This window comes from Neorhizobium sp. NCHU2750, from assembly GCF_003597675.1.
GTDB lineage: Bacteria > Pseudomonadota > Alphaproteobacteria > Rhizobiales > Rhizobiaceae > Neorhizobium.
Genome location: NZ_CP030827.1, coordinates 3368530 through 3394182 on the forward strand (window position 1 = coordinate 3368530; position 25653 = coordinate 3394182).

At 62.8% G+C, this 25653-nt stretch carries 22 protein-coding genes; 9 read left to right on the forward strand and 13 right to left on the reverse strand.

The window, feature by feature from the left end:
* Positions 1–5: 5 nt before the first annotated feature.
* Positions 6–908 carry a LysR family transcriptional regulator gene (locus tag NCHU2750_RS16335; RefSeq protein WP_119941480.1) on the reverse strand — a complete coding sequence of 301 codons (903 nt, stop codon included), beginning with the start codon at positions 906–908 and terminating at the stop codon, positions 6–8.
* 168 nt (positions 909–1076) lie between these two features.
* Between NCHU2750_RS16335 and NCHU2750_RS16340 the strand changes: the two genes are divergently transcribed.
* The 6 genes from NCHU2750_RS16340 (at position 1077) to NCHU2750_RS16365 (ending at position 8176) form a co-directional block, all read left to right on the forward strand.
* Entirely contained in the window at positions 1077–2066 is a 990-nt protein-coding gene (locus NCHU2750_RS16340; protein WP_119941481.1) for an aldo/keto reductase, read from the forward strand.
* Between the two features lie 82 nt (positions 2067–2148).
* Positions 2149–3405 (forward strand): multidrug effflux MFS transporter, encoded by a 1257-nt coding sequence (locus NCHU2750_RS16345; protein ID WP_119941482.1) that lies wholly within the window; start codon positions 2149–2151, stop codon positions 3403–3405.
* A gap of 42 nt (positions 3406–3447) precedes the next feature.
* Positions 3448–4464 (forward strand): zinc-dependent alcohol dehydrogenase family protein, encoded by a 1017-nt coding sequence (locus tag NCHU2750_RS16350; protein ID WP_119941483.1) that lies wholly within the window; start codon positions 3448–3450, stop codon positions 4462–4464.
* A 148-nt stretch (positions 4465–4612) separates the two neighbouring features.
* Positions 4613–5818 carry a (R)-mandelonitrile lyase gene (locus NCHU2750_RS16355; protein ID WP_119943425.1) on the forward strand — a complete coding sequence of 402 codons (1206 nt, stop codon included), beginning with the start codon at positions 4613–4615 and terminating at the stop codon, positions 5816–5818.
* A 221-nt stretch (positions 5819–6039) separates the two neighbouring features.
* A complete protein-coding gene (locus NCHU2750_RS16360) occupies positions 6040–6528 on the forward strand; it encodes a GNAT family N-acetyltransferase (protein WP_119941484.1) in 489 nt (162 codons plus the stop codon).
* A 58-nt stretch (positions 6529–6586) separates the two neighbouring features.
* On the forward strand, positions 6587–8176 hold the full coding sequence (locus NCHU2750_RS16365) for a gamma-glutamyltransferase family protein (RefSeq protein ID WP_119941485.1): 1590 nt from the start codon (positions 6587–6589) through the stop codon (positions 8174–8176).
* A gap of 40 nt (positions 8177–8216) precedes the next feature.
* On the opposite strand, the gene glpK is transcribed toward NCHU2750_RS16365, so the two are convergent.
* From glpK to NCHU2750_RS16410, 9 genes are all read right to left on the reverse strand, one after another.
* Positions 8217–9707 carry a glycerol kinase GlpK gene (glpK, locus tag NCHU2750_RS16370; RefSeq protein ID WP_119941486.1) on the reverse strand — a complete coding sequence of 497 codons (1491 nt, stop codon included), beginning with the start codon at positions 9705–9707 and terminating at the stop codon, positions 8217–8219.
* Positions 9708–9790: 83 nt separating this feature from the next.
* Positions 9791–11512, reverse strand: coding sequence for an ABC transporter substrate-binding protein (locus tag NCHU2750_RS16375; RefSeq protein ID WP_119941487.1), 1722 nt, complete (start codon positions 11510–11512; stop codon positions 9791–9793).
* Between the two features lie 82 nt (positions 11513–11594).
* The gene (locus NCHU2750_RS16380; RefSeq protein ID WP_119941488.1) at positions 11595–11876 is read right to left on the reverse strand and encodes a DUF2160 domain-containing protein; all 282 of its coding nucleotides are present in this window, start codon (positions 11874–11876) and stop codon (positions 11595–11597) included.
* A 16-nt stretch (positions 11877–11892) separates the two neighbouring features.
* Entirely contained in the window at positions 11893–12723 is an 831-nt protein-coding gene (locus NCHU2750_RS16385; protein ID WP_119941489.1) for a carbohydrate ABC transporter permease, read from the reverse strand.
* A 10-nt stretch (positions 12724–12733) separates the two neighbouring features.
* A complete protein-coding gene (locus NCHU2750_RS16390) occupies positions 12734–13603 on the reverse strand; it encodes a carbohydrate ABC transporter permease (RefSeq protein ID WP_119941490.1) in 870 nt (289 codons plus the stop codon).
* Positions 13604–13606: 3 nt separating this feature from the next.
* Positions 13607–14716 (reverse strand): ABC transporter ATP-binding protein, encoded by a 1110-nt coding sequence (locus NCHU2750_RS16395; protein ID WP_119941491.1) that lies wholly within the window; start codon positions 14714–14716, stop codon positions 13607–13609.
* A gap of 12 nt (positions 14717–14728) precedes the next feature.
* Entirely contained in the window at positions 14729–15811 is a 1083-nt protein-coding gene (locus tag NCHU2750_RS16400; RefSeq protein WP_119941492.1) for an ABC transporter ATP-binding protein, read from the reverse strand.
* 50 nt (positions 15812–15861) lie between these two features.
* Positions 15862–17373: a glycerol-3-phosphate dehydrogenase gene (gene glpD, locus NCHU2750_RS16405; RefSeq protein ID WP_119941493.1), complete on the reverse strand. Its 1512-nt coding sequence runs from the start codon at positions 17371–17373 to the stop codon at positions 15862–15864.
* Positions 17374–17501: 128 nt separating this feature from the next.
* Entirely contained in the window at positions 17502–18263 is a 762-nt protein-coding gene (locus NCHU2750_RS16410; protein ID WP_119941494.1) for a DeoR/GlpR family DNA-binding transcription regulator, read from the reverse strand.
* 263 nt (positions 18264–18526) lie between these two features.
* Here NCHU2750_RS16410 and NCHU2750_RS16415 point away from each other — a divergent pair, with 263 nt between their 5' ends.
* Positions 18527–19555, forward strand: coding sequence for a four-carbon acid sugar kinase family protein (locus NCHU2750_RS16415; protein ID WP_119943427.1), 1029 nt, complete (start codon positions 18527–18529; stop codon positions 19553–19555).
* Between the two features lies 1 nt (position 19556).
* A complete protein-coding gene (locus NCHU2750_RS16420; RefSeq protein WP_119941495.1) occupies positions 19557–20261 on the forward strand; it encodes a FadR/GntR family transcriptional regulator in 705 nt (234 codons plus the stop codon).
* A 172-nt stretch (positions 20262–20433) separates the two neighbouring features.
* On the opposite strand, the gene NCHU2750_RS16425 is transcribed toward NCHU2750_RS16420, so the two are convergent.
* From NCHU2750_RS16425 to NCHU2750_RS16435, 3 genes are read right to left on the reverse strand one after another with little or no spacing between them, the layout of a single operon-like run.
* Positions 20434–21555 carry an iron-containing alcohol dehydrogenase gene (locus NCHU2750_RS16425; RefSeq protein WP_119941496.1) on the reverse strand — a complete coding sequence of 374 codons (1122 nt, stop codon included), beginning with the start codon at positions 21553–21555 and terminating at the stop codon, positions 20434–20436.
* The gene (gene pdxA / locus NCHU2750_RS16430) at positions 21552–22511 is read right to left on the reverse strand and encodes a 4-hydroxythreonine-4-phosphate dehydrogenase PdxA (RefSeq protein ID WP_119941497.1); all 960 of its coding nucleotides are present in this window, start codon (positions 22509–22511) and stop codon (positions 21552–21554) included. The genes NCHU2750_RS16425 and pdxA overlap by 4 nt, the downstream gene beginning before the upstream one ends.
* Positions 22508–23704, reverse strand: a complete 1197-nt coding sequence (locus NCHU2750_RS16435; RefSeq protein ID WP_119941498.1) for a sialidase family protein — start codon at positions 23702–23704, stop codon at positions 22508–22510. Before NCHU2750_RS16435 ends, pdxA begins: the two co-directional genes overlap by 4 nt.
* A gap of 351 nt (positions 23705–24055) precedes the next feature.
* On the opposite strand from NCHU2750_RS16435, the gene NCHU2750_RS16440 reads away from it, so the two are divergent.
* Positions 24056–25573, forward strand: a complete 1518-nt coding sequence (locus tag NCHU2750_RS16440; protein WP_119941499.1) for an ABC transporter substrate-binding protein — start codon at positions 24056–24058, stop codon at positions 25571–25573.
* Positions 25574–25653 lie beyond the last annotated feature (80 nt).

Sequence of the window (25653 nt, forward strand, 5' to 3'; positions counted from 1 at the left end):
GCGCCTCACGCCGCTGCCGGCCGGTAACGCAAGGCATCGACCAGCAAGGCGAAGGCCGGTGACGCGAGCCGGCGGCTCGGGTAATAAAGGTGGTAGCCGGGAAACGACGCGCACCAGTCATCCAGAACCCGAACGAGACGCCCCTGCCTGACCAGCGGCGCCAGGTGATCATCCGGCAGGCAGGTCAGCCCCAGCCCGTCGAGTGCCGCACCGACGATCATCGGCACGTCGTTGCAGATGAACTGGCCCTCGACGCGAACATTGACCGGTCGCCCGTCGCGCTCGAACTCCCAGGCATAGAGCCCGCCGAGCGTCGGCAGCCGGAGGTTGATGCAGTTATGCTGGGTCAGATCCTGCGGCGTGACAGGCTTCGGGTGGCGGGCAAAGTAGTCCGGTGAGCCGGCGACCATCATCCTCAGGTCCGGCCCGATCCTGACCGCGATCATGTCCTTTTCGATGCTCTCGCCGAGCCGCACCCCGGCATCATAGCGCTCGCCGACCAGATCGACGAAGCGCTGGTCGACCGAGATCTCGACATTGATATCGGGATAATCGCCCATCAGCCGCGTCACCGCCGGCATCAGGATGGTTTCCGCCGCCTGCCGGCTGGACGTGATGCGGATCATGCCGCCCGGCCGCTGGCGCATGGCGGTCAGCGCATCGATACGGCCTCTGATGTCGTTGAACGCGGGACGCAGCGTCTCCATCAACTGCTCGCCAGCCTCCGTCGGCACCACATTGCGCGTCGTGCGGGTGAGAAGCCGCACGCCCATCCGCTCCTCAAGCCGCCGTACCGTATGGCTGAGCGACGATTGCGATGTGCCGATCAGCGCCGCGGCACGGGTGAAGCTGCGCTCCTCCGCCACCGTCAGGAAGGCGACAAGGTCGCCCAGTTCGTCACGCTTCATGGTCACAGCGCCTCATTCATGAATCCAGAATATAGGTTCATGCATGACTTAGCATCTAATCGAATAGGCCTGCCAGATTTAAATCTTCCTCCACGACGCATCGATCCGCCTGCGCGGGCTTCGATCGCGCGCGACCTGCGCGCCGCCGTCAAACCAATGGAGAAAAACATGAAGAAGCGCATTCTTGGAAAATCCGGCCTGGAAGTCTCCGCCCTCGGCTTCGGCTGCATGGGCCTCGATTTCGGCTATGCAGCCAAGGTGAGCAAGCAGGAAGGCGTCACCCTGATCCGCCAGGCAGTCGATCGTGGCGTTACCTTCTTCGATACGGCCGAGGTTTATGGCCCCTTCACCAATGAGGAAATGGTCGGCGAGGCGCTGAAGCCTGTTCGCGATCAGGTCGTCATCGCCACGAAATTCGGCTTCAACTTCTCAGAAGGCAAACAGGCCGGGCTCAACAGCCGCCCGGATCATATCAAGGCGGTTGCCGATGCCAGCCTGAAGCGGCTCGGTGTCGAGGTCATCGACCTCTTCTACCAGCATCGCGTCGATCCGAACGTGCCGATCGAGGATGTCGCCGGCGCCGTGAAGGACCTGATCGCGGCCGGCAAGGTCCGCCATTTCGGCCTCTCCGAACCCGGCGCCCAGACCGTCCGGCGCGCCCATGCCGTCCAGCCGGTCACCACGCTGCAGAACGAATATTCGCTCTGGACCCGCGGCCCGGAAACCAACGGCATCCTCGACACCTGCGAGGAACTCGGCATCGGCCTCGTTCCCTATAGCCCCCTCGGCAAGGGTTTTCTGACCGGCGCGATGAGCAAGGAGACTAAGCTCGGCGAAGGCGATTTCCGCGCGATCCTGCCGCGCTTCACCCCGGAAGCGATGGAGAAGAACCAGGCGCTCGTCGACCTCTTGAAGGAGATCGCCACCGACAAGGGTGCCACCCCGGCCCAGGTCGCGCTCGCCTGGCTTCTGTCCCGCAAGCCCTGGATCGTGCCGATCCCCGGCACGACCAAGCTTCACCGGCTGGAGGAAAACCTCGCATCCGCCGATCTCGAACTCTCCGCAGCCGATCTCGACAGGATCGAGAAGGCTGCGGCGGAAATCCAGATCGAAGGCGAGCGCTATCCCGAGCAACTGCTGAAAACCACGGGCCTCTGAGGCGGCGGTTTTCAGCAACACGAACCCGGACACCTGCGGGAGCGGCAACGCTCCCGCAGCCCAAACGGACGAACGGACACCCATGTCTTCCGAAATGTCATCCGACACACGGATCGCCTCTCTTGAGGCCGCGGGCAGCATGCCGGCGGCCTCCTCGGCGCGCTGGCATGTGCTGGCGATCCTGAGCGCCCTGATGGGCTTTGCCTCGATCTCGACCGACTTCTACCTGCCTGCCATGCCGGCCATGGCCGAAGCGCTGCGGGCTGATACCGGCAGCGTCGAATTCACCATTTCGGGCTATCTCGTCGGCTTCGGCATCGGCCAGTTGTTCTGGGGCGCGGTCAGCGACAAATACGGGCGCCGGCTGCCGGTCGCGATCGGCCTCGTGCTGTTCATCCTCGGCTCGGCGGGATGCGCAATCTCTGGAAGCATCAGCGCGATCATCGCTTGGCGCATGCTGCAGGCCTTCGGCGCCTGCGCCTCCGTCGTGCTGGCCCGCGCCATGGTGCGCGATCTCTACCACGGCCCGCGCGCCGCACAGATGCTCTCCACCCTGATTGCCATCATGGCGATCGCCCCCTTGCTCGCGCCGCTCATCGGCGGCCAGATCGATGCGATTGCGGGATGGCGGGCGATCTTCTGGACGCTGGTCGTGGTCGGCCTTGCAACGCTTGCCGCCCTGTTCAGCCTGCCGGAAACACTGCCGCGGGAAAGGCGCAACGAGGCGCCGCTCATCGGCGCATTCCGCCGTTATGCCCTGTTGTTCCGCCACCGGAAGATCCTCGGTTACGCCGGTGCCGGCGCCTTCTTCTACTCCGGCGTCTATGCCTATATCGCCGGCACGCCCTTCGCCTTCATCACCTATCATCACGTCCCGGCCGCTTGGTACGGGCTGCTCTTCGGCGCCAGCATCCTCGGCATCGTCGCCGCCAATATGGTCAACACCCGCATCGTCCACCGGGTCAGCATCGACCGTATCCTGCTCGCCGGTACGGTCGCCGCAGCCGCATCCGGCCTCATGGCTGCCCTCGCCGCCGGCCTCGATCTCGGCGGACTCTGGGGCCTGTTCATCCCGCTCTTCGTCTTCGTCTCGATGTCGGGCTTCATCGTCGCCAATTCCATCGCCGGCGCGCTGGCCGATTTTCCCGAACAGGCGGGCGCCGTCTCCGCTCTGGTCGGCGCCATCCAGTATGGCAGCGGCGTCGTCGGCTCAGCACTGGTCGGCAGCTTTGCCGATGGCACACCCTGGCCGCTCGGCTGGGTCATGAGCCTCATGGGCATAGGCAGCGCCATCTGCGCCTGGCTCGTCACCTCGCACTCACCACGATCAATCAAATGAACAGTTGCGCCACACCGGTGTAGCCCAAGAAAGGAAAAGCCCATGCTGGCAACCATGCTTTATGCCCCCGGCGACGTCCGCTGCGAAGAAGTGGCAGAGCCGAAAATCCTGAAACCCACCGATGCGATCATCAAGCTCTCGGCGTCCTGCATCTGCGGCTCCGACCTCTGGTCCTATCGCGGCGTGCGCGACGTCAAGGACCCGCTTTCCATGGGCCATGAATATTGCGGCATCGTCGTCGAGGTCGGCAGTGCGGTGAAAACGGTCAGGCCCGGCCAGTTCGTCGTCGGCTCCTTCTGCCTTTCCGACAATACCTGCCCGCATTGCCGCTTCGGCTTCCAGTCTTCGTGCGAGCAGCGCGAATTCATGACCGGCGCCCAGGCACCCTATGCCCGCGTGCCGCTGGCCGACGGAACGCTTGTCGCAACAGCCGAACTGCCGTCCGACGACCTGATCCCGAGCCTGCTTGCCACATCCGACGTGCTCGGAACCGGCTGGTACGCGGCAGATGCCGCAGGTGTGCGCGAAGGCTCGACCGCAGTCGTCGTCGGTGACGGCGCCGTTGGCCTGATGGGCGTTCTCTCCGCCAGGCAAATGGGTGCCGAGCGCATCATCGCCATGAGCCGCCACAAGAGCCGCCAGGATCTCGCGCTCGAATTCGGCGCGACCGACATCATCTCCGAACGGGGCGATGAGGGCGTTGCCCGCATCAAGGAACTGACGGGCGGCGTCGGCGCCGATTCCGTTCTGGAATGCGTCGGCACGCAGGAATCGATGACCCAGGCGATCAACTGCGCCCGCCCCGGCGGCAAGATCGGTTTCGTCGGCGTGCCGCATGGCGTCACACTCGATGGCCAGGGCCTGTTCTTCCAGCAGAAAAGCCTGCTCGGCGGCCCTGCCCCCGTGCGCCGCTTCCTGCCCTATCTCATGGACCTCGTGCTGACCCGCGAGATCAATCCCGGCAAGGTCTTCGACCTCGAAATCCCGCTCGCCGACGTGGCCGAAGGCTACAAGGCCATGGATGAGCGCCGCGCGATCAAGGCGCTGCTGCGTCTCTGACCGGGACCCCGACAGGCCGCAACATCTGTGGCCTCTCGTATCATCACTGCATGCATGAAAGCGGCGCATGAGCCCGATCGGCCGGCGCCATCCAATCCCGCCCCGCAAGGTCTCCATCTCCCGTTGCGGACCAGAAGAGGAACAGACGATGAAGAAGATTGCCGCAAGCATTGCCATCTCCACCCTCGCCGCGGCCGGTGCCGACGCGCAGGAGGAAAGGCGCCGTATCGCGCCTGCCGCCGTCTATGATGTCGCTCCCGGCCTCGGCCACTTCACCGACAGCACTCTCTTCGGCGAAGTCTGGGAACGGACCGAGCTGAAGCCCCGCGACCGCAGCCTCGTCACCGTCTCGGCGATCGTCTCGACCGGCAAGACGGCGCAGATCGGCGCCCACACCCGCCGCGCCCTCGACAATGGCGTCAAGCCCGAAGAAATCGGCGAACTCATCACCCATCTCGCCTTCTATTCCGGTTGGCCGAATGCCATGTCGGCCGTAACCGAGGTCAAGAAGGTCTTCGACGAACGCAGCATCGCGCCGCTGGCCAGCAGCAATGCCGATAGGATCGCGCTTGAGGCCACGGCCGAAGCCGCACGCTCTGCGACCGTCAACGCGGCCGTCGCACCGACTGCACAGGCGCTCGCCGACCTGACCAACCGCGTCCTGTTCGGCGAACTCTGGCAGCGCCCGGATCTCTCCGCCCGCGACCGCAGCCTCGTCACCATGGCCGCCTTGATCGCCATCGGCCAGCCGGAACAGCTGCCCTTCCATGCCAACCGCGCAATGGATAACGGCCTCACCCGACAGGAAGCCGCCGAAGTCTTAACCCATGTGGCCTTTTACGCCGGCTGGCCGCGCTCTATGTCGGCGGTTCCGGTCATCAAGAAGGTCTTCGAGACACGAAACCCCGCCCCGCAAACGACAACACGTCAGGAAACACCGATGGATATTCAGATCACCCGCGCCAATTCAGGCGCTGCCCCCGGCCCGACCGATTATTTCACCGGCAGCGTCACGGTTGCCGGACGCTATGCCGGCAACGAACCGGCCCGCATCAGCGGCGCCACCGTCTCGTTTTCGGCCGGGGCCCGCACCGCCTGGCACACCCATCCGCTCGGCCAGACGCTGTTCATCATCTCCGGCAAGGGCTGGGTGCAGAAGGAAGGCGGCCCGGTCGAAGCAATGGCACCGGGCGACGTCGTCTGGATCCCGCCGCATGTCAAGCACTGGCATGGCGCATCCGCCACCGAGGCGATGAGCCACTTCGCCGTCGCCGAGGCGGAAAATGGCAGCGTCGTCACCTGGCTCGAAAAGGTATCCGACGAAGATTACGGTCAGGGCAGCGCGATCGACTGACGACAGAAAGATCCCGCCCTCGGGCGAATGCGATGCAGGTCCGCGCATCGCATTCGCCCGCTTTCGTCTTTCATCCGAGACATGCGTTGTGCCGGACGCTTGAGCCAGCAAAAGCGCGTCGCGGTTTTGCGTGCGGAACTGTGAGAAATCAGATCGATAGAGTGATTTCGCGTTTCGAGGAAAAGCGGAATTGCTCTAAGAACTCGGGTGAAGGATGATTAATGATGCACACCCGATCGATCGAGCCCGTCAATATCGAGAGCGACCTGCCGATAGTGCTGGCTCTCTTCCGCGAATATGTCGAAAGCCTCGGCATCGACCTTTCTTTCCAGAATGTCGATGACGAATTGTCGTCCCTGCCCGGCAAATATGCCGCCCCGCACGGCGTGATCCTGCTGGCCCGCGACGAAAACGGCAACGCGCTCGGATGCATCGCAGTGCGGCCGCTTGCGCTGGCGAATGAAAGGAATGCCTGCGAGATCAAACGCCTCTATGTCAGGCCGGAAGGACGTGGCCGGGCGCTCGGCCAGCATCTCGCGCAGGCAGCCCTCGCCTTTGCCCGCAATCACGGCTACGCGACCGCCTATCTCGACACGCTTGACACGATGGCACCCGCGCTGAAGCTCTATACCGCGCTCGGTTTCAGGCCGATCCCAGCCTATTACGACAGCCCCATTCCCGGCACCGTCTACATGTCGCTTTCGCTTTGAGGCGGCGTCGGCAAGACCGCACGGCGGCCTACGATCGCAATTTCGCAGGAGGAATAGATTGCTGAACACGGTGAGATCCTATCGCGGCATGACCACATCGCCGCATCATCTGGCGAGCGAGACTGGATTGCGTGTGCTGCGCGAAGGCGGCAACGCGATCGAGGCGACGGTGGCGATGGCCGCCACGCTTGCCGTCGTCTATCCGCATATGACCGGCATTGGCGGTGATGGTTTCTGGATCATAGGCAGGCCCGGCGAAGAACCCCTCGCCATCGAAGCCTGCGGCCCTTCGGCAGCAAAGGCCACCATAGATTTCTACCGGCAGGCTGGCCACGAGGCCGTCCCGACCCGCGGACCGCTGGCCGCCAATACCGTTGCAGGCACGGTTTCGGGCTGGGATCTCGCGCTGAAACTATCCGCCGCGCAGGACGGAAAGCTGTCCTTGTCGCGCCTTTTGGAAGAAGCGGTGCATTACGGCGAAAACGGCTTTCCGGTCACCGTCAGCCAGAGCGACCTGACGCGTCAGAAACGGCCCGAACTCGCAGCCATATCCGGCTTCGCCGACGCGTTCCTGCCCGGCGGCAATGCTCCGAAGGAGGGTGAGCGGATGAAGCTTCCCGCCCTTGCGCAGACCCTGAAGCGCCTGGCCTCGCACGGGCTTGACGGTTTCTATCGCGGCGCGCTTTCCCGCGATATCGCGGCCGATCTGGCGGCCGCCGGCTCGCCGGTCACGCAAGCAGATCTCACGGCCTTCGGCGCCCGTCAGGTCACCCCTCTGTCGGTCGCCATCAAGGATGCCCGCCTCTACAACTTTCCGCCGCCGACCCAGGGGCTGGCGTCGCTGATGATCCTCGCTCTGTTCTCGCGCCTTGGCGTGGAGCAGGCGGAAGGGTTCGAATTCCTCCACGGCCTGGTCGAAGCGACGAAACAGGCCTTCCTCGTGCGCGACCGGGTGGTTGGCGATCCCGATGCGATGGCCGAAGACCCATCGGCCTATCTGACGGATGACGCACTCGATGCGCTCGCCGCCCGCATCGACCCGCACAAGGCGCTCGCCTGGCCGATGCCGCCTGCGGCCGGCGACACCGTGTGGCTTGGCGCCATCGACGGAAGCGGCCTGTCGGTCAGCTTCATTCAGAGCATCTATTTCGAATTCGGTTCCGGCATCGTGCTGCCGCAAACCGGCATCAACTGGCAGAATCGCGGCTCGAGTTTCCAGCTTTCGGGCCATGGCCCACGCCGGCTCGAGCCGCATCGCAAACCTTTCCACACGCTCAATCCTGCCATGGCACGTTTCGCCGATGGCCGCCACATGGTCTATGGCACGATGGGTGGCGAAGGCCAGCCGCAGACCCAGGCGGCGCTCTTCGCCCGCTACGCTCTGTTCGGCCAGGAATTGCAGCAGGCGATCACCGCCCCCCGCTGGCTTCTCGGCCGCACCTGGGGCGAAGAGACAACCAGCCTCAAGATCGAAAGCCGCTTCAGCCGCGACGTGATCGACGCAATGCGCGCCGCCGGCCATCAGGTGGAAATCGTCGATGGCTTTACCGCCATGATGGGCCATGCCGGCGCCATCGTCCGCCACCAGGACGGCCTTATCGAAGGAGCAAGCGATCCGAGAAGCGACGGCCAGGCCTGCGGCTTCTGAGGCTTTTGGTAACCGGCTGAGGCGGCTGACGCCCGTCCGCTTACCGTGACAGGCAGCGGGACACGCTGTCCTGCCAGCCGGCGATCGCCGTCTTGCGCTCGTCGTCGCTCATTTCCGGCTCGAAACGCGTGTCGCGCTTCCAGCGGGCCGAAAATCCCTTGGCATCCGGCCACACCCCGGCCTTCCAGCCGGCAAGCCATGCGGCGCCGAGCGCCGTGGTCTCCAGCAGTGCCGGCCGGTCGACCGGCGCGGCCAGAATGTCGGAGAGCCTCTGCATCGTCCAGTTGGAAGCAACCATCCCGCCATCGACCCGCAGCACGGTCGTCGTCCCATGGCCCTGCCAGTCCTTCTTCATCGCTTCGAGAAGGTCATGCGTCTGATAGGCAACGCTTTCCAGCGCCGCGCGGGCAAATTCCGCCGGCCCGCTGCTGCGGGTCAGCCCGAAGATCGCGCCGCGCGCCTCCGCATCCCAATAGGGCGCCCCGAGCCCGGTAAAGGCCGGCACCATATAGAGCCGCTGCTTCGGATCCGCCTGCCGCGCCAGCGCGCCAACCTCCGACGCCACCTTGATGAAGCCGAGTTCGTCGCGCAGCCATTGCACGGCGGCACCGGCAATGAAGATCGAGCCCTCCAGTGCGTAGGTCGTGACACCATCCAGCCGATAGGCGATCGTCGTCAACAGCCGGTTGGTGGATGAAACCCGGTCGGTGCCGGTATTGAGCAGCGCAAAACATCCCGTGCCATAGGTGGATTTCAGCATGCCGGCTTCAAAGCAGGCATTGCCGATCACCGCCGCCTGCTGATCGCCGGCCACCCCGAGGATCGGGATCTCAAAGCCGAAAATACCGGCATCCGTCACCCCGAATTCGGCGGCGCAATCCTTCACCTCAGGCAGCATCGCCCGCGGGATGTCGAGAATGCCGAGCAGCTCCTCGTCCCAGTCATTCTCGCCGATATTGTAGATCAGCGTGCGTGAGGCATTGGTGGCGTCCGTCACATGCGCCCGCCCGCCGGTGAGCTTGTAGATCAGCCAGCTATCCACCGTGCCGAAATAAACCTCGCCCTTTTCGGCGCGCGATCTGAGGCCGTCGATATTGGAAAGCAGCCAGGAAAGCTTGGTGCCGGAAAAATACGGGTCGAGCAGCAGCCCCGTCCTTTCGGTAAATGTCGCCTCCAGCCCCTTTGCCTTCAGCGCGTCGCAGATCCCGGCCGACCGCCGGTCCTGCCAGACGATCGCCGGATGCAACGGCTCTCCGGTTCGGGCATCCCAGACGACGACGGTCTCGCGCTGGTTGGTAATGCCGATCGCAGCCAGATCTCCGGCGGAAATCCCAGTCTTTTCGATCGCGATGCGGGCTGTCGAAAGCACGCTCTGCCAGATCTCTTCCGGATCATGCTCGACCCAGCCGGAGGCCGGAAAGAACTGCGTAAATTCCTGCTGGCCGAAACCCGCAATCGCCATATCGGCATCGAAGACGATCGACCGGCTCGATGTCGTTCCCTGGTCGATGGCAAGGATATGGCCGCTCATGATGCACGTTTCCTCAGATCATTGGGATAGGAAACCGGGGCGCAGGACACGCCCCGGTCGGGTTCGGTTGACGGATGAAGGGCTTACTTCTGCCAGCTCTTGACCAGTTCGTCATAGTTGACGGTGATCGGCTTTTCCTTCTCGTTGGCAATCTTCAGCTGCGGCGCCAGATTGCCCTTGGAGACGGCATCCTTGTTCCAGTATTCGATGTCATGCTCCTCGGCGAGTTTCGGGCCCATGTCCTTCTGGACACCGGCGCGTTCGAGGCGAAGCAGCACCTTCTCCTGTTCGGCGCAGAGCGAATCCATCGCGGCCTGCGCCGTCTTCGCACCCGATGCGGCATCGCCGATCGCCTGCCACCACAGCTGTGCCAGCTTCGGATAGTCCGGCACGTTGGTGCCAGTCGGCGACCATTGCACGCGGGCCGGCGAGCGGTAGAACTCGATCAGGCCGCCAAGCTTCGGCGCGCGGTCGGTGAAGGACTTGTGGTTGATCGTGCTGTCGCGGATCAGCGTCAGACCCACATGGCTCTTCTTCACGTCGACCGTCTTCGACACGACGAACTGTGCGTAAAGCCATGCCGCCTTGGCGCGGTCGTCAGGGGTGGATTTGAGCAAGGTCCAGGAACCGACGTCCTGATAACCGAGCTTCATCCCGTTCTTCCAGTAGACGCCATGCGGGCTCGGCGCGAACCGCCATTTCGGCGTGCCGTCCTTGTTGACGACGGGAAGCCCGTCCTTGACCATGTCGGCGGTGAACGCCGTATACATGAAGATCTGCTGGGCGATCTCGCCCTGCCCCGGAACCGGGCCGGATTCGGAGAAGTTCATGCCGTTTGCTGCCGGCGGTGCATAGGCCTTGATCCAGTCGAGATATTTCTGGATCGAGTAGACGGCAGCCGGACCGTTTGTATCGCCGCCGCGGGCAACGCAGGAACCGACCGGCCGCGACTTCTCGTCGACCTTGATGCCCCATTCGTCGACCGGAAGACCGTTCGGCAGGCCCTTGTCGCCATTGCCAGCCATGGAAAGCCAGGCATCGGTGAAGCGCCAGCCGAGCGACGGGTCCTTCTTGCCATAGTCCATATGGCCGAACACCTTCTTGCCGTCGATCTCGCGGCCGGTGAAGAATTCGGCGATATCCTCATAGGCAGACCAGTTGACCGGCACGCCGAGATCATAGCCATACTTGGCCTTGAAATCGGCCTTGTTCTTGGCGTCGTTGAACCAGTCGTAGCGGAACCAGTAGAGGTTGGCGAACTGCTGGTCGGGCAGCTGGTAAAGCTCGCCATCCGGCGCGGTGGTGAATTTCAGCCCGATGAAGTCTTTAAGGTCGAGGTCCGGATTGGTGACATCCTTGCCCTCGTTCGCCATCCACTTGGTCAGCGACCGCGCCTGCTGGTAGCGCCAATGGGTGCCGATCAGGTCCGAGTCGTTGACATAGGCGTCATAGACGTTTTCGCCCGACTGCATCTGGGTCTGCAGCTTTTCGACCACGTCGCCTTCGCCGATCAGGTCATGGGTGATCTTGATGCCGGTAATCGCGGTAAACGCCTTGGCGAGCGTCTTCGATTCATATTCATGCGTCGTCAGCGTTTCGGAAACGACCTTGATGTCCATGCCGGCAAACGGTTTTGCCGCATCGATGAACCACTGCATTTCCTTTTCCTGCTCGGCACGCGAAAGCGACGACATGTCGCCGATTTCCGTATCGAGGAATTTCTTCGCGGCCGCCATGTCGGCATGGGCCGCTCCCGTCATGACCAAAAGCATGACCGCCGTCGTCGTCATAAGATGCCGTCGCATATCTAGTCCTCCCGGTTGATGCGATTGCAGTTCACGTCAAGCTGGCGGCAAACCTCCTCCTGCCGCCATATCGTCCTGGCCTTCAGACGAAGCGGAATACGCCGATCGCGTAAACCACCGACAAGGCCAGAGCCCACCACAGGCTGGGGCCTCCAAGACCCAGCCATGCGAGATGAATGAAGGCGGCACCGAGCAGCGAGACGAACAGCCGGTCACCCCGCGTCGTCTCGAACCGCAATATGCCGACCCGCGGGCTGCCGCCCGGCGAAAAATATTCCCACACGCCCATGCCGGCGATCAAAAGGAAGATGACGATGAAGAACGCGGCCGTTGGCGGCGTCCAGGCCATCCACGAGAAGTTCATGGCATCCCTCCCTTGGTTAAACGCGGCCGAGGGCAAAGCCCTTGGCGATGTAGTTGCGGACGAAATAGATGACCAGCGCGCCCGGAATGATGGTCAGCACACCCGCTGCCGCCAGCACGCCCCAGTCCATGCCGGAGGCCGACACCGTGCGGGTCATCGTTGCCGCGATCGGCTTGGCGTCCGTCGTCGTCAGCGTGCGGGCGATCAGAAGCTCGACCCACGAAAACATGAAGCAGAAGAAGGCAGCGACCCCGATGCCGGACGCGATCAGCGGCATGAAAATCTTCACGAAGAAGCGCGGGAAGGAATAACCGTCGATATAGGCGGTCTCGTCGATCTCCTTCGGCACCCCCGACATGAAACCTTCCAAAATCCAGACCGCCAGCGGCACGTTGAACAGGCAATGGGCGATTGCGACAGCGATATGCGTATCGATCAGCCCGAAAGCCGAATAGAGCTGGAAGAACGGCAGCGCGAAGACGGCCGGTGGCGCCATGCGGTTGGTGAGCAGCCAGAAGAACAGGTGCTTGTCGCCCAAAAACCGGTAGCGCGAAAAGGCATAGGCCGCCGGCAGCGCCACCAGAACCGAGATCACCGTGTTCATCACCACATAGATGATCGAATTGATATAGCCGTCATACCAGGCCGGATCGGTGAAGATCACCGTATAGTTCCTGAGCGTCGGCTCCTTCGGCCAGAACGTGATCTGGCCGAGGATCTCGTTATTCGTCTTGAAGCTCATGTTGACCAGCCAGTAGATCGGCAGGGCCAGGAAGACGATGTAGATCACCGGCATCAGGAAGCCGAGACGCGAGCCGCTGCTGTTGTTGACGGGTCTGTTGCTCATGGCGCGCTCCTCAACCCTGTTCCGCATCGCTCTGCGTCATCACGGTGTAGAACACCCATGACAGGAGAAGGATGATCAGGAAGTAGATGATCGACATCGCCGCCGCCGGCCCGAGGTCGAACTGGCCGATCGCCATCTTGACGAGGTCGATCGACAGGAAGGTGGTCGAACTGCCCGGCCCGCCGCCGGTGACGACGAAGGGCTCGGTATAGATCATGAATGAGTCCATGAACCTCAGAAGCACGGCGATCAGCAGCACCCGCTTCATCTTCGGCAGCTGGATATAGCGGAACACCGAGAGCCGCGATGCACCGTCGATGCGCGCCGCCTGATAGTAAGCATCCGGGATCGACACCAGACCGGCATAGCAGAGCAGCACGACAAGGCTCGTCCAGTGCCAGACATCCATGACGATGACGGTCGCCCAGGCATGTGCCGGGTTCTGCGTGTAATTGTAGGAAATGCCGAGCGAATTCAGCACGTAACCCAGAAGCCCGATATCGACGCGGCCGAACACCTGCCAGATCGTGCCGACGACGTTCCAGGGAATGAGCAGAGGCAGCGCCATCAGCACGAGGCAGACCGGCACGCCGAGCCCGTGTTTCGGCATGTTGAGCGCAATCAGGATGCCGAGCGGCACTTCGATCGCAAGGATCACCGCCGAAAACACAAGGTTGCGCCACAGCGCGTCCCAGAAGCGCGGCGAGGTGAGGATCTGGGTGAACCAGTCGGTGCCCGCCCAGAAGAACTCGTTATTGCCGAACGTATCCTGCACCGAATAGTTCACCACCGTCATCAGCGGAATGACGGCGGAAAAGGCGACCAGCAGCAGCACCGGCAGCACCATGAACCAGGCCTTGTTGTTCCAGGTCTTGTCCATCGCTCAGCCCTCCTGCCCTGTTGTGTCGTTCCTGACGCGCCAGCTATCGGCAAAGATGCCGATAGCCTGCTTTTCGAAGGCCACTTTCGCATCGGCCGGGATCTCGTCATCCTCCGGCACCACGATCGAGATCGGCTGGCCACAGAAGGTGGCGCGCACGATCTTCTGGCGCCCGATATCCTCGATCTTGTTGATGCTGATGGGCATGCCCTCACGACCGAGCCTGACGAATTCCGGCCGGATGCCGAGTTCGATCTTGCCCTGACCCTGACCATGACCTTGGCCCTGCCCTTTCAGCAGAGGCGCAGCGGCAAGCGCGATCGCCTGATCCCCGACACGCGCCGTCGCCCCATCGATTGCGGCGGGCATGATGTTCATCCCCGGCGAACCGATGAAATAGCCGACAAATGTATGGCTCGGCCGTTCGAACAATTCCGCTGGCGTACCGATTTGCACGATCTGCCCGTCATGCATGACGACCACCTTGTCGGCGAAGGTCAGGGCCTCGGTCTGGTCATGCGTCACATAGACCATGGTGAAGCGCGACTGCCTGTGCAGCCGCTTCAATTGCGAGCGCAGCACCCATTTCATATGCGGGTCGATCACCGTCAGCGGCTCGTCGAACAGGATGGCGTTGACATTGGCGCGCACCAGCCCGCGACCGAGCGAGATCTTCTGCTTCTGGTCGGCCGTCAGCCTCTGCGCCCGCCGCTTCGCCATGCCGGCGAGATCGGTCATTTCGAGGATCTCGTTGACCCGCTTCTCCACCTCCGCCTCCGGCACCTTCCGATTGCGCAAGGGGAAGGCGAGATTGTCGAACACCGTCATCGTGTCGTAGACGACCGGAAACTGGAACACTTGGGCGATATTGCGCGCCTCGGTCGAAAGCTGCGTGACGTCCTTTCCATCGAACAGGATGCGTCCGTCCGACGGCGTCAGAAGCCCGGAAATGATGTTGAGCAGCGTCGTCTTTCCGCAGCCGGACGGCCCGAGCAGCGCATAGGCGCCGCCATCTTCCCATTCGTGATGCACTTCCTTCAGCGCGTAATCGCCGGCGGCCTTGGCCTTGTCGCTATAGGCGTGGCGGATATGTTCGAGCGTGATGCGTGCCATGTCGCTTTCTCCTCACGCTGCGAGCGGCGGCGCAACGAGCGCCTTGCCGGTCGTCTGGTCGAAGGCCATCAGGTGGCGGCTGTCGAGATGCACATCGATCTGCCGGTCCTGCTCGATATCGTGAATCCCATGCGCCAGCATCACCCAGCGGCGCCCGGCAAAATCGAGATGGATGAAGCTTTCCGATCCGGCGATTTCCGACACCAGCGTGCGCGCCTTCAACGGCACGGTATGGCCGTTGGCGGGATGGAGAAACAGATGATGCGGCTGGAAGGCCAGGGTCACCGGCCCGTCCAGCATCGAGGCCAGATGCGGCGGCACCGGAATGACCGGCTCTCCGTCGAGGAGGAAGTCATTGCCGAAACGCACCAGCGCAATCGTGTTGAGCGGCGGATCGGCGAAGATCTCTGCGGTAACGAGATCGGCAGGCCGACGATAGACGTCCACTGTCCTGCCGAACTGCGTCACGGCTCCCTCATGCAAGGTCGCAGTATTGCCGCCGAGCAGAAGCGCCTCGGACGGCTCCGTCGTCGCATAGACGAAGATCGCGCCCGACGCGGCAAAGATCTTCGGCAGTTCCTCGCGCAATTCCTCGCGCAGCTTGTAATCGAGATTGGCGAGCGGCTCGTCGAGCAGCACCAGATTGGCATTCTTGACGATCGCCCGCGCCAAGGCCGTGCGCTGCTGCTGGCCGCCGGAAAGATTGAGCGGCGTGCGATCGAGATAGGGCGAAAGCTTCAACAGGTCCGCCGCCTTCCTCACCTCGCGGTCGATCGTGGCCGCGTCCTTGCCGGCAATCCGCATCGGCGAGGCGATATTCTCATAGACGGAAAGCGCCGGGTAATTGATGAACTGCTGGTAGACCATCGCCACATTGCGCTTCTGCACCGGCATGCCGGTCACGTCGGCGCCATCGAAATGGATAGTGCCTTCAGTCGGCCGGTCGAGCCCGGCCATCAGCCGCATCAGCGACGTCTTGCCGGCAAGCGTCGGTCCGAGCAGAACGTTGAGCGTTCCCCGCTGCAATGTCAGCTCGGTCGGGCGAATGTGATACTCGCCTGCCACCGTCTTCGACACGTTGCGCAATTCCAGCATATGAACCTCGGGCCTCCCATCCCTCGGCACAAGCGGCTATGTCGTGGACCCTACGCGGCCCGGCGAATGCCCGCCATGTACTCCTCCAGCCTCACAGCCTCCTCGGCCGTCAGGAACAATCCCTGCTTGGTGCGGCGCCACAGCACATCCTCAGCCGTGAGCGCCCATTCCTTCTCGATCGACCAGCGAACCTCCGCTTCGTAAAGCGTGCCGCCGAAATGCCGCCCGAGACCCTCCACGGTCCTGGCGTCTCCGAGCATTGCCTTCGCATCCGTGCCGTAACAGCGGATCAGCCGCGCCGCATGGCGTGGCGTCAGGAACGGATAGGCCGAAATAAGCCGGCGCTCCTCTTCCGCGGCCCCCGTCACCGGAAAATCGCCACCCGGAAGATGGCTCTTGCCCGTCCATGGGTTACCCTTGGCACCGATCGCCTCGCCGATCTTCTCCAGCGCATGTTCCGCCAGCCGCCGATAGGTGGTGAGCTTGCCGCCGAATACGTTGAGCAGCGGCGCGCCTTCGGCATCGTCCACCTTCAGCACGTAATCGCGTGTCGCTTCCTGCGCCTTCGATGCACCATCGTCATAGAGCGGGCGCACCGCCGAATAGGTCCAGACGATATCGTCCGCCGTCACCGGCTCGGCAAAATATTCGCTCGCCGCCTTGCAGAGATACTGGATCTCCTCGGGGCTGATCTTAACGTCCTTCGGGTCGCCGGGAAAATCACGATCGGTCGTGCCGATCAGGGTGAAATCCTGCTCATAGGGAATGGCGAAGAAGATGCGGTTGTCCGGATTCTGGAAGAAATAGGCTCTTCTGTCCTCGAACTTCTTCTTCACCACGATATGGCTGCCCTGCACGAGGCGGACATTATGGACATTGTTGCGGCCGATCGCACCGGCAAGCACCTGATCCACCCACGGCCCGCCGGCATTGACCAGCATCCGCGCCTTATGGGCGGTCGTCACGCCGGACGCCTCGTCGCGCACCTCGATCTGCCAGACCCCGTTCTCGCGCCGCGCCGAAACCACCTTGGCCCGGCTGAGGATCGCCGCCCCCCGGTTGGCCGCATCGCGGGCGTTGAGTACCACCATGCGGGCATCATCCACCCAGCCGTCGGAATATTCGAACGCCTTGCCGAAGACGGGCTTGAGCGGCTTGCCGGCCGGATCGGTCCTCAGGTTCAAGGTCTTCGTCGCCGGCAGAAGCTTGCGCCCGCCGAGGTTGTCGTAGAGGAACAGCCCGAGCCGGATCAGCCATGCCGGCCGCACCCCGCCCTTCTGGTAGGGCAGCACGAAACGCAGCGGCCAGATCACATGCGGCGCCATCGCCCACAGCACCTCGCGCTCCATCAGCGCCTCGCGCACCAGCCGGAATTCGTAATGTTCGAGATAGCGCAATCCGCCATGGATCAGCTTGGTGGCGCCCGACGACGTGCCGGAGGCGAAATCGTTCATCTCGGCCAGCGCGACCGAATAGCCCCGGCCCGCCGCATCGCGCGCGATGCCGCATCCGTTGATGCCGCCGCCAACCACGAAGAGATCGAAAACCGTATCGCCTGACATCGCCCTGAAACTCATCCCATTCGCTTTCGCATTGCACAAAATTACGCAGTTGCGAAACCGATATAAGTCTAATGTGAAAGAAAAACGAATGTCAAATGAAGATTGACAGAAAGCAATAATGAGACGGTTCAGCCCGTCTCCACCAGCCGGACATCGCTCGCAGCGCAGATCCTGCGGATCTCCAAGGAGGGGCAGCGATCGGTGATGAATGTGTGCACTTGCGAAACATGCCCCATGCGAACCGGCGCGGTCCGCTCGAATTTCGATGCGTCCGACACGAGGATCACATGCCGCGCATTGGCGATGATCGCCTGCGCCACCTTCACCTCGCGAAAGTCGAAATCGAGCAGCGCCCCGTCCGCATCGATCGCCGAGACGCCGATCACCGCATAATCGACCTTGAACTGGCGGATGAAATCCACCGCCGCCTCACCGACGATACCGCCATCCGACCCGCGCACGACGCCGCCGGCGATCACGACCTCGATTGAGGGATAGACCCGCAAACGATTGGCAACGTTGATATTGTTGGTGATCACCATCAGCTCGCGGTGATCGACCAGCGCCTCGCCCACGGCTTCGGTCGTGGTACCGATATTGATGAACAGCGAGGAATTGTCGGGAATGATTTCCGCCGCCGCCCGGCCGATCGCCTGCTTCTCGGCCGCCGCCATCGAGCGCCGCGCCTCGTATTTGACATTCTCGTTGCCGCTCGGAAACACCGCACCACCATGGATACGGTTCAGGCTCTTGGCGTCGCAGAGATCGTTCAGGTCCTTGCGGATCGTCTGCGGCGTCACCTGGAAGTGGATGGCGAGGTCCTCGACCAGCACCTTGCCCTGCGCCTTGGCGAGCGCCAGAATTTCTTCCTGCCGACTGGTGAGATGCATCACTCCCCCGATTTTCGTTTTTTTCTTATTCTAGGTGAAAACGAAGATGCAGCAAGGGAATTTGAAATGCGCAACCATTCGACGACGCGCACATCATGGTGAACTGACCTGATCAACGCATATCCGCGAATGGAACAGCGCCCCCAAGAAAAGTCCGAAGCGCCCCCGAAGCAACCTCATCAACTTGTCACAAGAATCAAAATAGAATTGACTTTTCAATGAAAAAATAGGTTATAAAGATAACAACAATGATGGATGATGCGATGCTGGCCATTCTCGCCGACGATCTGACGGGAGCGCTCGATTCGGCCGCCCCCTTTGCCGGGCGCGGCCTTCGCACCGAAATCGCGCTGGAGCGCGGCGCGATTGCCTCGATCCTTGCAGACCATCCCGATGTGCTGTCGATCAACCTCAACACCCGAGAAATCAGCGAGGATACGGCCCGTGCGGCAACCGCCGAGGTCCTGGCCATTCTGCCGGCCGGCACCCGCCTGTTCAAGAAGGTCGATTCCCGCCTCAAGGGCAACATCATTACCGAACTCGATGCCATCGGCTTTTCCCGCGCCCTTGTCGCCCCCGCCATTCCGGAATTCGACAGGATCGTCGAGGCTGGCCACGTCACCGGTTTTGGCATCGACACGCCGATTTCGATCCCGGAAAAACTCGGGCATCACGCCGCGCGCGCCGTCATGCCCAACACCCGCTCGCCTGCGGACATGGATAGCGTTCTGCAGATGGCGGAAAACAACGGGACAGACCTTTTGATCGGCGCCCGCGGCCTGGCCGAGGCGCTGGCTCGGCGCATGACGGAAAGGACGGAGGCTGCCACACCCGCCATCCCGAGAGGCGCCGCCATCTTCGTCATCGGCTCGCGTGACCCGATCACGCTTGCCCAGATCGAGACCCTGCGTGCCGCGCAACCGCTCCACTATCTTGCCGCCCCCAATGGCCGGCTCGCCGCCCCACCGGACCCTAAGGCCACGCTCACGCTCATCCAGGCGACGCCCGGATTGCAGCAAGCGGATCCGCAATCCGTCGCGGAAGCTCTGGCGGATGGGCTGAAGGGCCCACTCTCAGGCAGGGACGGAACGCTCCTCCTGTCCGGCGGCGCGACGGCAGAGGCGGTGCTGCGCAAGCTCGGGTTCCTGCGCCTGCGCCTTCACGGCGAATGCCTGCCAGGCCTCGGTCTTGCGTCGGCTGAAGGACGCTGCATCATTGCCAAATCCGGCGGCTTCGGGCGGCCGGAAACATTAAGAACGATTGCGGACATGGTCCTGGGGAGGACAGGCTGAGATGGGACTGGAAACGGGAACCGCCCGCAAGGGCCTTGCCGATATCGTCTTCGAGCGCATGCTGCGCGCCATCAAGTCCGGCGCCTACAGGCCCGACGAGCGGCTGCCGACCGAACATGATCTCGCTGCCGAATTCGAGGTCTCCCGCCCTGTTATCCGCGAGGCGCTGAAACGCCTGCGTGACCAGAGCCTGATCTATTCGCGCCGCGGCGCCGGCAGTTTCGTCCGCTCCGTAGGACTGAAGAACCCGCTCGGCTTCGGCCAACTGGAAAACGTCGCCGATCTCCTCAACTGCTACGAATTCCGCCTGACGCTTGAGCCGGCGGCGGCGGCCGCTGCCGCTGCCCGCCATGACGAGGCGAGCCTGAAGGCCATAAAACAGGCGTTGGAACTGCTGCGCGATGCCACCAACCGCCAGTCCCACCGCGAGGATGCCGACTTCCAGTTCCACCTCGCCATCGCCCGTGCCGCGCAGAACAGCTATTTTTCCACCGCCATGGAAGCGCTGAAGGACCATATCGCCGTCGGCATGAAGTTTCACGGCGCCTCGGTGAAGCGCGAGGCCTCCGGCCTCACCCGCGTCTTCGCCGAACACGACGCGATCGCGACTGCAATCGCGCAGCGCAACGAGGACGACGCTCGACGCCTGATGCTGGACCACCTGACCGGCTCGCGCGCACGGCTTTTCCAGTCGTCGCAAACTTAAGAGTAGAAGGTCGCCGCATGTGGCCTTCTCCCCGCGTGCGGGGAGAAGGTGGCGGCAGCCGGATGAGGGGCATCCTCAACCGGACCTTGAGCGCACGCACCGAAACAAGAAGGCGGCGCGATCGCTCGCACCGCCCTTCCTCCTCGATAAACCGCTGACCGAAAACCAGCGATCAGAAGCTGGCTCTGTAGATCGAGAGAACGTCCTCGACGCTCATCTCGGCCGGATTGTTGTCCATCAGCCGGCGGATGGCATGCGCATCGGCGGCATAGCGCGGCAGGTCGGCTTCTGCTGCGCCGTGTCTCGCAAGCGACATCTCGATACCGAGCCCGGCGCAGAATCCATGCGCCGCGCCGCTGAGATCCGTTTGCGACAACCCCTTGCCGAGCCCGAGTGCATCGGCCACTTCCGCCGTCTTCTCGGACACGACCGGCTGGTTGAACGCCAGGACATGCGGAAACACGATAGCATTGGCGAGCCCATGCGGCAGATGCAGAAGCGTGCCGAGCGGATAGGCGATCGCATGGCCTGCCGCCGTATTGACCGGCCCGAGGCAGATGCCGCCATAATAGGAGGCCAGCATCAGCCCTTCGCGCGCCTCGCGGTCTGAACCATCCTTGACCGCACGGGCAAGATATTTGCCGACCAGACGGAAACCCATGCGGGCAAACCCGTCGATCATCGGATGCGTCCGCCGGTTGGTAAACGCCTCGACGCAATGCGCCATCGCATCGACACCCGTCGCAGCCGTCACCGCCGGCGGCACCGAATAGGTCAGTTCCGGATCGAGCACGGCAAGATCGGCAATCAGATGCGGGCTTTCGACCGCAATCTTGCTGCCCTTGACCGGATCGGTGATCAGCGACCGGATACCCGCTTCGGAACCGGTGCCCGCCGTCGTCGCCACCTGCGCCAGCCGCGTGCGGCGGCCCGCCACCCTGTTCGGGCCCGCAACATCGGCAAGCCCCTGATCGCCATCCCAGAGTGCAGCCACGAGCTTGGCGACATCCATCACCGAGCCGCCGCCGAGCCCGACGACGAGATCGGGCCTTGCCGCCCGCGCTGCGGCAAGTGCCGCATCGAGCGTTGCAATTTCCGGTTCGCCCGGAATGGCATCGAACAGGGCAACCTTGCCCGGCAGCTGCAAGCGATCGACGAAACCGGCGGTGACCGGCGTGGCGATCACCAGCGTCGAGGCAACCTCGCCGGCCCACGGCCCTACCTCGCCGATCGTACCGGCGCCGACGACCAGCCGCTTCGGCTGATGCAGTGTGATGACGGGAGCGCTGCTCATACCTTTCCTCCCTTCGAACCGGCCACCAGCTTGCGGGCATAGGCGATGGCGGAATTCATGTTGCCGTGATTGGCAATGCCCTTGCCGGCAATGTCGAAGGCGGTGCCGTGATCGACAGAGGTGCGGTCGATCGGCAGGTCGACGGAGACGTTGACCGCCGTATCGAAGGCGACGAGCTTGATCGGGATATGCCCCTGGTCGTGATACTGTGCCACAACCAGGTCGAAGGCGCCCGAATAGGCGCGGTGGAACACCGTATCGGCGGAAATCGGGCCATAAGCATCGATACCCTCGGCCCGTGCCGCGGCAACGGCGGGCGCGATCTGGTCGTCATCCTCCGTGCCGAAAAGGCCGTTCTCGCCGCAATGGGGATTGACCCCGGCGATCGCGATGCGCGGGCGCTCGTAGCCGGTGCGCTTCAAATGCTCGTTGCCGGCCCTGATCGTTGCCAGAACCCGTTCGGTCGTCGCCCGGCGAATGGCTTCCTGCAGCGACACATGGGTAGAAACGTGGATGACCTTCAGCTTTTCCGACGCGAGCAGCATGTAGGCGGCAGCCGATTTCGTCAGGCTGCGCAGCATGCCGGTATGGCCGTCATAGTGATGGCCCGCGAGATTGAGCGCTTCCTTGTTGATCGGTGCGGTGACGACGCAGCCGATCACGCCGGCTTCGGCATCCCGCACCGCCTTCTCGATGAAGCGGAAGGCCGCATCGCCGGCGACAGGCGACAACTTCCCCCAGGGCAATGGCGCGCCTTCGATCGGCAGATCGACGACATAGGGCGCAAGATCGATCTCGATGTTAAGTGCCGCGCGCGCGGCCTCAAGCGTCGGCAGGTTGCCGTAGATCCGCGTCGCGGCGCGATCCGCATCCGCCATTTCGGCCAGCGCCCGGACCGTGATCTCCGGCCCCACGCCACAGGGGTCACCCATGGTGATACCGATGATATTGCTCATGATTTATCTCCCGCCGCAGCATCGGCCCAACCGGGCGCCAGCCGCACATATTTGATGGCACGCCTGTGATAGGTGTATGTGATGTGAAGGCTGCCGTCGGCTCCCTCGAGCAGCCAGGGATAGGACATTTCCTTGTTGCGCCCATCGGTGGAATTGTTCGACAGGCAGGTGCCCGGCCCCTCCTCGATGACGATCCGTTGCACAAAGCTCCTTGCCCCGTCATCGGAGATGACGACGCTGACCGGCGCGCGCGGCACACCCCAGATCGGCACGCAGCCGCCATCCGGATCGGCATCGGGACGATCGTCCTCTTCGCCCAGCTCATCATAGAGCGAGGCACGGCGATCGTTGGAAAGCGCGGCATTGGTCGGGTTGCAGATCATCGCGACCCTGCCATCCGCAAGCCGGATTGCGGCGATCGAGGAATTGTTGTTGGGCACATCCGTCGCCTGCGGCACCGACCATGTGCGTCCGCCATCCGCACTTTCGGTGCGATAGACGAAATCCGCCTGCCGGCGACGGAAGAGCGCGGCAAGCCTGCCTTCACCCGCCGCAACCGGGCTCATATGCACGCAGCCGGTGGACCGGTCGAGATCCGCAAGCCGCCACGTCCGCCCCTGATCCATAGAAATGCCGACCGCCGCCCGGTCATGGCTACCGTTCCACTTCTGGCCCGGCCGCTGGATGCAGCGAAAGATCGGCAGCAGCCATGCCCCATCGTCGCGCACCGTCAGCGGCGCACGAACGAAGCAGCCCCGCGGCAGATCGAGATATCGTTCCTCACCGGTGGAAAGCCTTGTCGGGCTGCCACCGTCGCGCATGATCTCGACCATGCGGATGCGGCATTCATCCTGGTTGCCGGAGGGCTGCGACGTATGAAACAGCAGCAATCCGCCACCCGGAACGGAAAACAGCACCGGGTTCTGCTCGGAATGATCGGGGTCGGCGCTCAGCCTTTGCGGCTCGCCCCATTGCGATGCGCCCGGCAACAGCACCGAGGCGAAGATCGAGATATCCGACTTCCCCTCCAGCGTGCCACCAAACCAGGCGCAGATCAGCGTCCCGTCATTTTCCAGATGCAGGAAGGATGCATGGTTCTGGATCATCGGCGACGCAAGCATCGCCTCCTCGCGTCCGCGACCGGCCGCACCGATCCTCCCGGTCATCACATTTGCAATCTCTTCAGGCGTCATCAAGGTCTCCTCTTGTGCAGAGGAAAATCACCGAAATAACAAAGTTGTCAAGTTTCAAAAAATCCGAAACTTGCCATTGACGCCGCCAAACGCTGACATATCTATATGAAATTGAATGGTTTTATCGAAATTGAATTTGCACAAATCGAGCTTAGGAATAATTTAATTTGACAAACTTGGTGAGAAATCCGATGGTCTGTCCCAGCTCGTACATGGCGTCGGGAAGGACGGAGGCATCCTTCCCGACGCCAGGGGCTTCAGGAGGAATGCCTTCGGACCGCGAAGCTGAAAGGCCGGCGCGAGATGAACAGCGACAGGCGCCACGGGCGCCCCCAGAGGGAGGAGAATGATATGAAGTTTTCGCATGTGCTTGGAGCGCTTCTGGGCTCCGTTCTGGCCATCGGCGCCGGCATGTCGCCGGCCCGCGCCGCATCCGGCGATATCAAGATCGTGCTGGCAGAAGAGGCGGACCTGCTTGAACCTTGCATGGCCACCCGTTCCAATATCGGCCGCATCATCATGGAAAATGTCAGCGAGACGCTGACCGAGCTCGATGTGCGCGGCAAGAAGGGCGTCATGCCGCGGTTGGCGGAAAAATGGGAGCAGACGGCCGACGGCGCCTGGCGCTTTCACCTGCGCCAGGGCGTGAAATTCTCCGATGGCAAGCCCTTCACTGCCAAGGACGTCAAATACAGTTTTGATCGTATTTTCAGCGACAAGAATGTCTGCGAATCGCGCCGCTATTTCGGCGGCATCAAGTTCGACGTCAAGGTGGTCGACGACTACACGATCGACTTCAAGGCGGATCCGGTCCAGCCGATCCTGCCGCTCCTGATGTCGCTCGTCACCATCGTGCCCGACGGCACCTCGCTCGAATTCATTCGCCAGCCGGTCGGCACCGGCCCCTACAAGCTGACGGACTGGACGCCGGGCCAGCAGATCGTGCTCCAGGCCCGTGACGACTATTGGGGCAAGAAGCCCGAAGTGACCAAGGCCACCTACCTGTTCCGTGCCGATCCCGCCGTTCGCGCCGCCATGGTCCAGGCCGGCGAAGCCGATCTCGCGCCGTCGATCTCCCAGACCGACGCAACCAACCCCAAGACCGATTTCTCCTATCTCGACAGCGAGACCGTGTATCTGCGTCTCGACCACAATATCGCGCCGGTCAACGATGTCCGTGTCCGCAAGGCTTTGAACCTCGCGATCGACCGCAAGGCCTTTCTCGGAACGCTTGTCCCGCAGGATGCTGTCCTCGCCACCGCGCTCGTGCCGCCGACGACGCTCGGCTGGAACCCGGACGTCAAGGTATTCCCCTATGACCCCGAACAGGCCAAGAAACTTCTCGCCGAAGCCAAGGCCGATGGCGTGCCGGTCGACACCCCGATCACCATCGTCGCCCGCACCGCGAACTTCCCCAACGTCACCGAGATCATGGAAGCCATCCAGGCTCAGCTGCAGGATGTCGGCTTCAAGATCGACCTGAAATTCGTCGAGGTCGCCGAACACGAGGTCTATTACTCCAAGCCCTTCAAGGAAGGTCGTGGCCCGATCATCGTCGCCGCCATGCACGACAATTCCAAGGGCGACCCCTCCTTCACCATGTTCTTCAAATATGACAGCCAGGGCACCCAGTCCGGCTTCTCCAACCCGAAGGTCGACGACCTGATCAAGCGCGCCTCGGCGGCAACCGGCGACGAACGCGCAAAGCTCTGGTCGCAGCTGATCGCCTACCTGCATGACGATGTGGTCGCCGATGTCCTGCTCTTCCACATGGTCGGCTATTCCCGCGTCTCGGAACGGCTGGACTTCAAGCCCAGCATCGCCACCAACGGCATGCTGCAGCTCTCCGAAATCGGCATCAAGCAGTAAGCGGCCGCCCTAACCGGGGGCGGTTGCGACCGCCCCAATCGAAGCGAAATGGGCGGCACGGATCTCGCCGTCCATTCCAG

What these genes read in the sequence shown, in the direction of transcription:
- NCHU2750_RS16335 (WP_119941480.1), bottom strand. Translation starts at nt 908, where the DNA reads ATGAAGCGTGACGAACTGGGCGACCTTGTCGCCTTCCTGACGGTGGCG.
- NCHU2750_RS16340 (WP_119941481.1), top strand. Translation starts at nt 1,077, where the DNA reads ATGAAGAAGCGCATTCTTGGAAAATCCGGCCTGGAAGTCTCCGCCCTC.
- NCHU2750_RS16345 (WP_119941482.1), top strand. Translation starts at nt 2,149, where the DNA reads ATGTCTTCCGAAATGTCATCCGACACACGGATCGCCTCTCTTGAGGCC.
- NCHU2750_RS16350 (WP_119941483.1), top strand. Translation starts at nt 3,448, where the DNA reads ATGCTGGCAACCATGCTTTATGCCCCCGGCGACGTCCGCTGCGAAGAA.
- NCHU2750_RS16355 (WP_119943425.1), top strand. Translation starts at nt 4,613, where the DNA reads ATGAAGAAGATTGCCGCAAGCATTGCCATCTCCACCCTCGCCGCGGCC.
- NCHU2750_RS16360 (WP_119941484.1), top strand. Translation starts at nt 6,040, where the DNA reads ATGATGCACACCCGATCGATCGAGCCCGTCAATATCGAGAGCGACCTG.
- glpK (WP_119941486.1), bottom strand. Translation starts at nt 9,707, where the DNA reads ATGAGCGGCCATATCCTTGCCATCGACCAGGGAACGACATCGAGCCGG.
- NCHU2750_RS16375 (WP_119941487.1), bottom strand. Translation starts at nt 11,512, where the DNA reads ATGCGACGGCATCTTATGACGACGACGGCGGTCATGCTTTTGGTCATG.
- NCHU2750_RS16380 (WP_119941488.1), bottom strand. Translation starts at nt 11,876, where the DNA reads ATGAACTTCTCGTGGATGGCCTGGACGCCGCCAACGGCCGCGTTCTTC.
- NCHU2750_RS16385 (WP_119941489.1), bottom strand. Translation starts at nt 12,723, where the DNA reads ATGAGCAACAGACCCGTCAACAACAGCAGCGGCTCGCGTCTCGGCTTC.
- NCHU2750_RS16390 (WP_119941490.1), bottom strand. Translation starts at nt 13,603, where the DNA reads ATGGACAAGACCTGGAACAACAAGGCCTGGTTCATGGTGCTGCCGGTG.
- NCHU2750_RS16395 (WP_119941491.1), bottom strand. Translation starts at nt 14,716, where the DNA reads ATGGCACGCATCACGCTCGAACATATCCGCCACGCCTATAGCGACAAG.
- NCHU2750_RS16400 (WP_119941492.1), bottom strand. Translation starts at nt 15,811, where the DNA reads ATGCTGGAATTGCGCAACGTGTCGAAGACGGTGGCAGGCGAGTATCAC.
- glpD (WP_119941493.1), bottom strand. Translation starts at nt 17,373, where the DNA reads ATGTCAGGCGATACGGTTTTCGATCTCTTCGTGGTTGGCGGCGGCATC.
- NCHU2750_RS16410 (WP_119941494.1), bottom strand. Translation starts at nt 18,263, where the DNA reads ATGCATCTCACCAGTCGGCAGGAAGAAATTCTGGCGCTCGCCAAGGCG.
- NCHU2750_RS16415 (WP_119943427.1), top strand. Translation starts at nt 18,527, where the DNA reads ATGCTGGCCATTCTCGCCGACGATCTGACGGGAGCGCTCGATTCGGCC.
- NCHU2750_RS16420 (WP_119941495.1), top strand. Translation starts at nt 19,557, where the DNA reads ATGGGACTGGAAACGGGAACCGCCCGCAAGGGCCTTGCCGATATCGTC.
- NCHU2750_RS16425 (WP_119941496.1), bottom strand. Translation starts at nt 21,555, where the DNA reads ATGAGCAGCGCTCCCGTCATCACACTGCATCAGCCGAAGCGGCTGGTC.
- pdxA (WP_119941497.1), bottom strand. Translation starts at nt 22,511, where the DNA reads ATGAGCAATATCATCGGTATCACCATGGGTGACCCCTGTGGCGTGGGG.
- NCHU2750_RS16435 (WP_119941498.1), bottom strand. Translation starts at nt 23,704, where the DNA reads ATGACGCCTGAAGAGATTGCAAATGTGATGACCGGGAGGATCGGTGCG.
- NCHU2750_RS16440 (WP_119941499.1), top strand. Translation starts at nt 24,056, where the DNA reads ATGAAGTTTTCGCATGTGCTTGGAGCGCTTCTGGGCTCCGTTCTGGCC.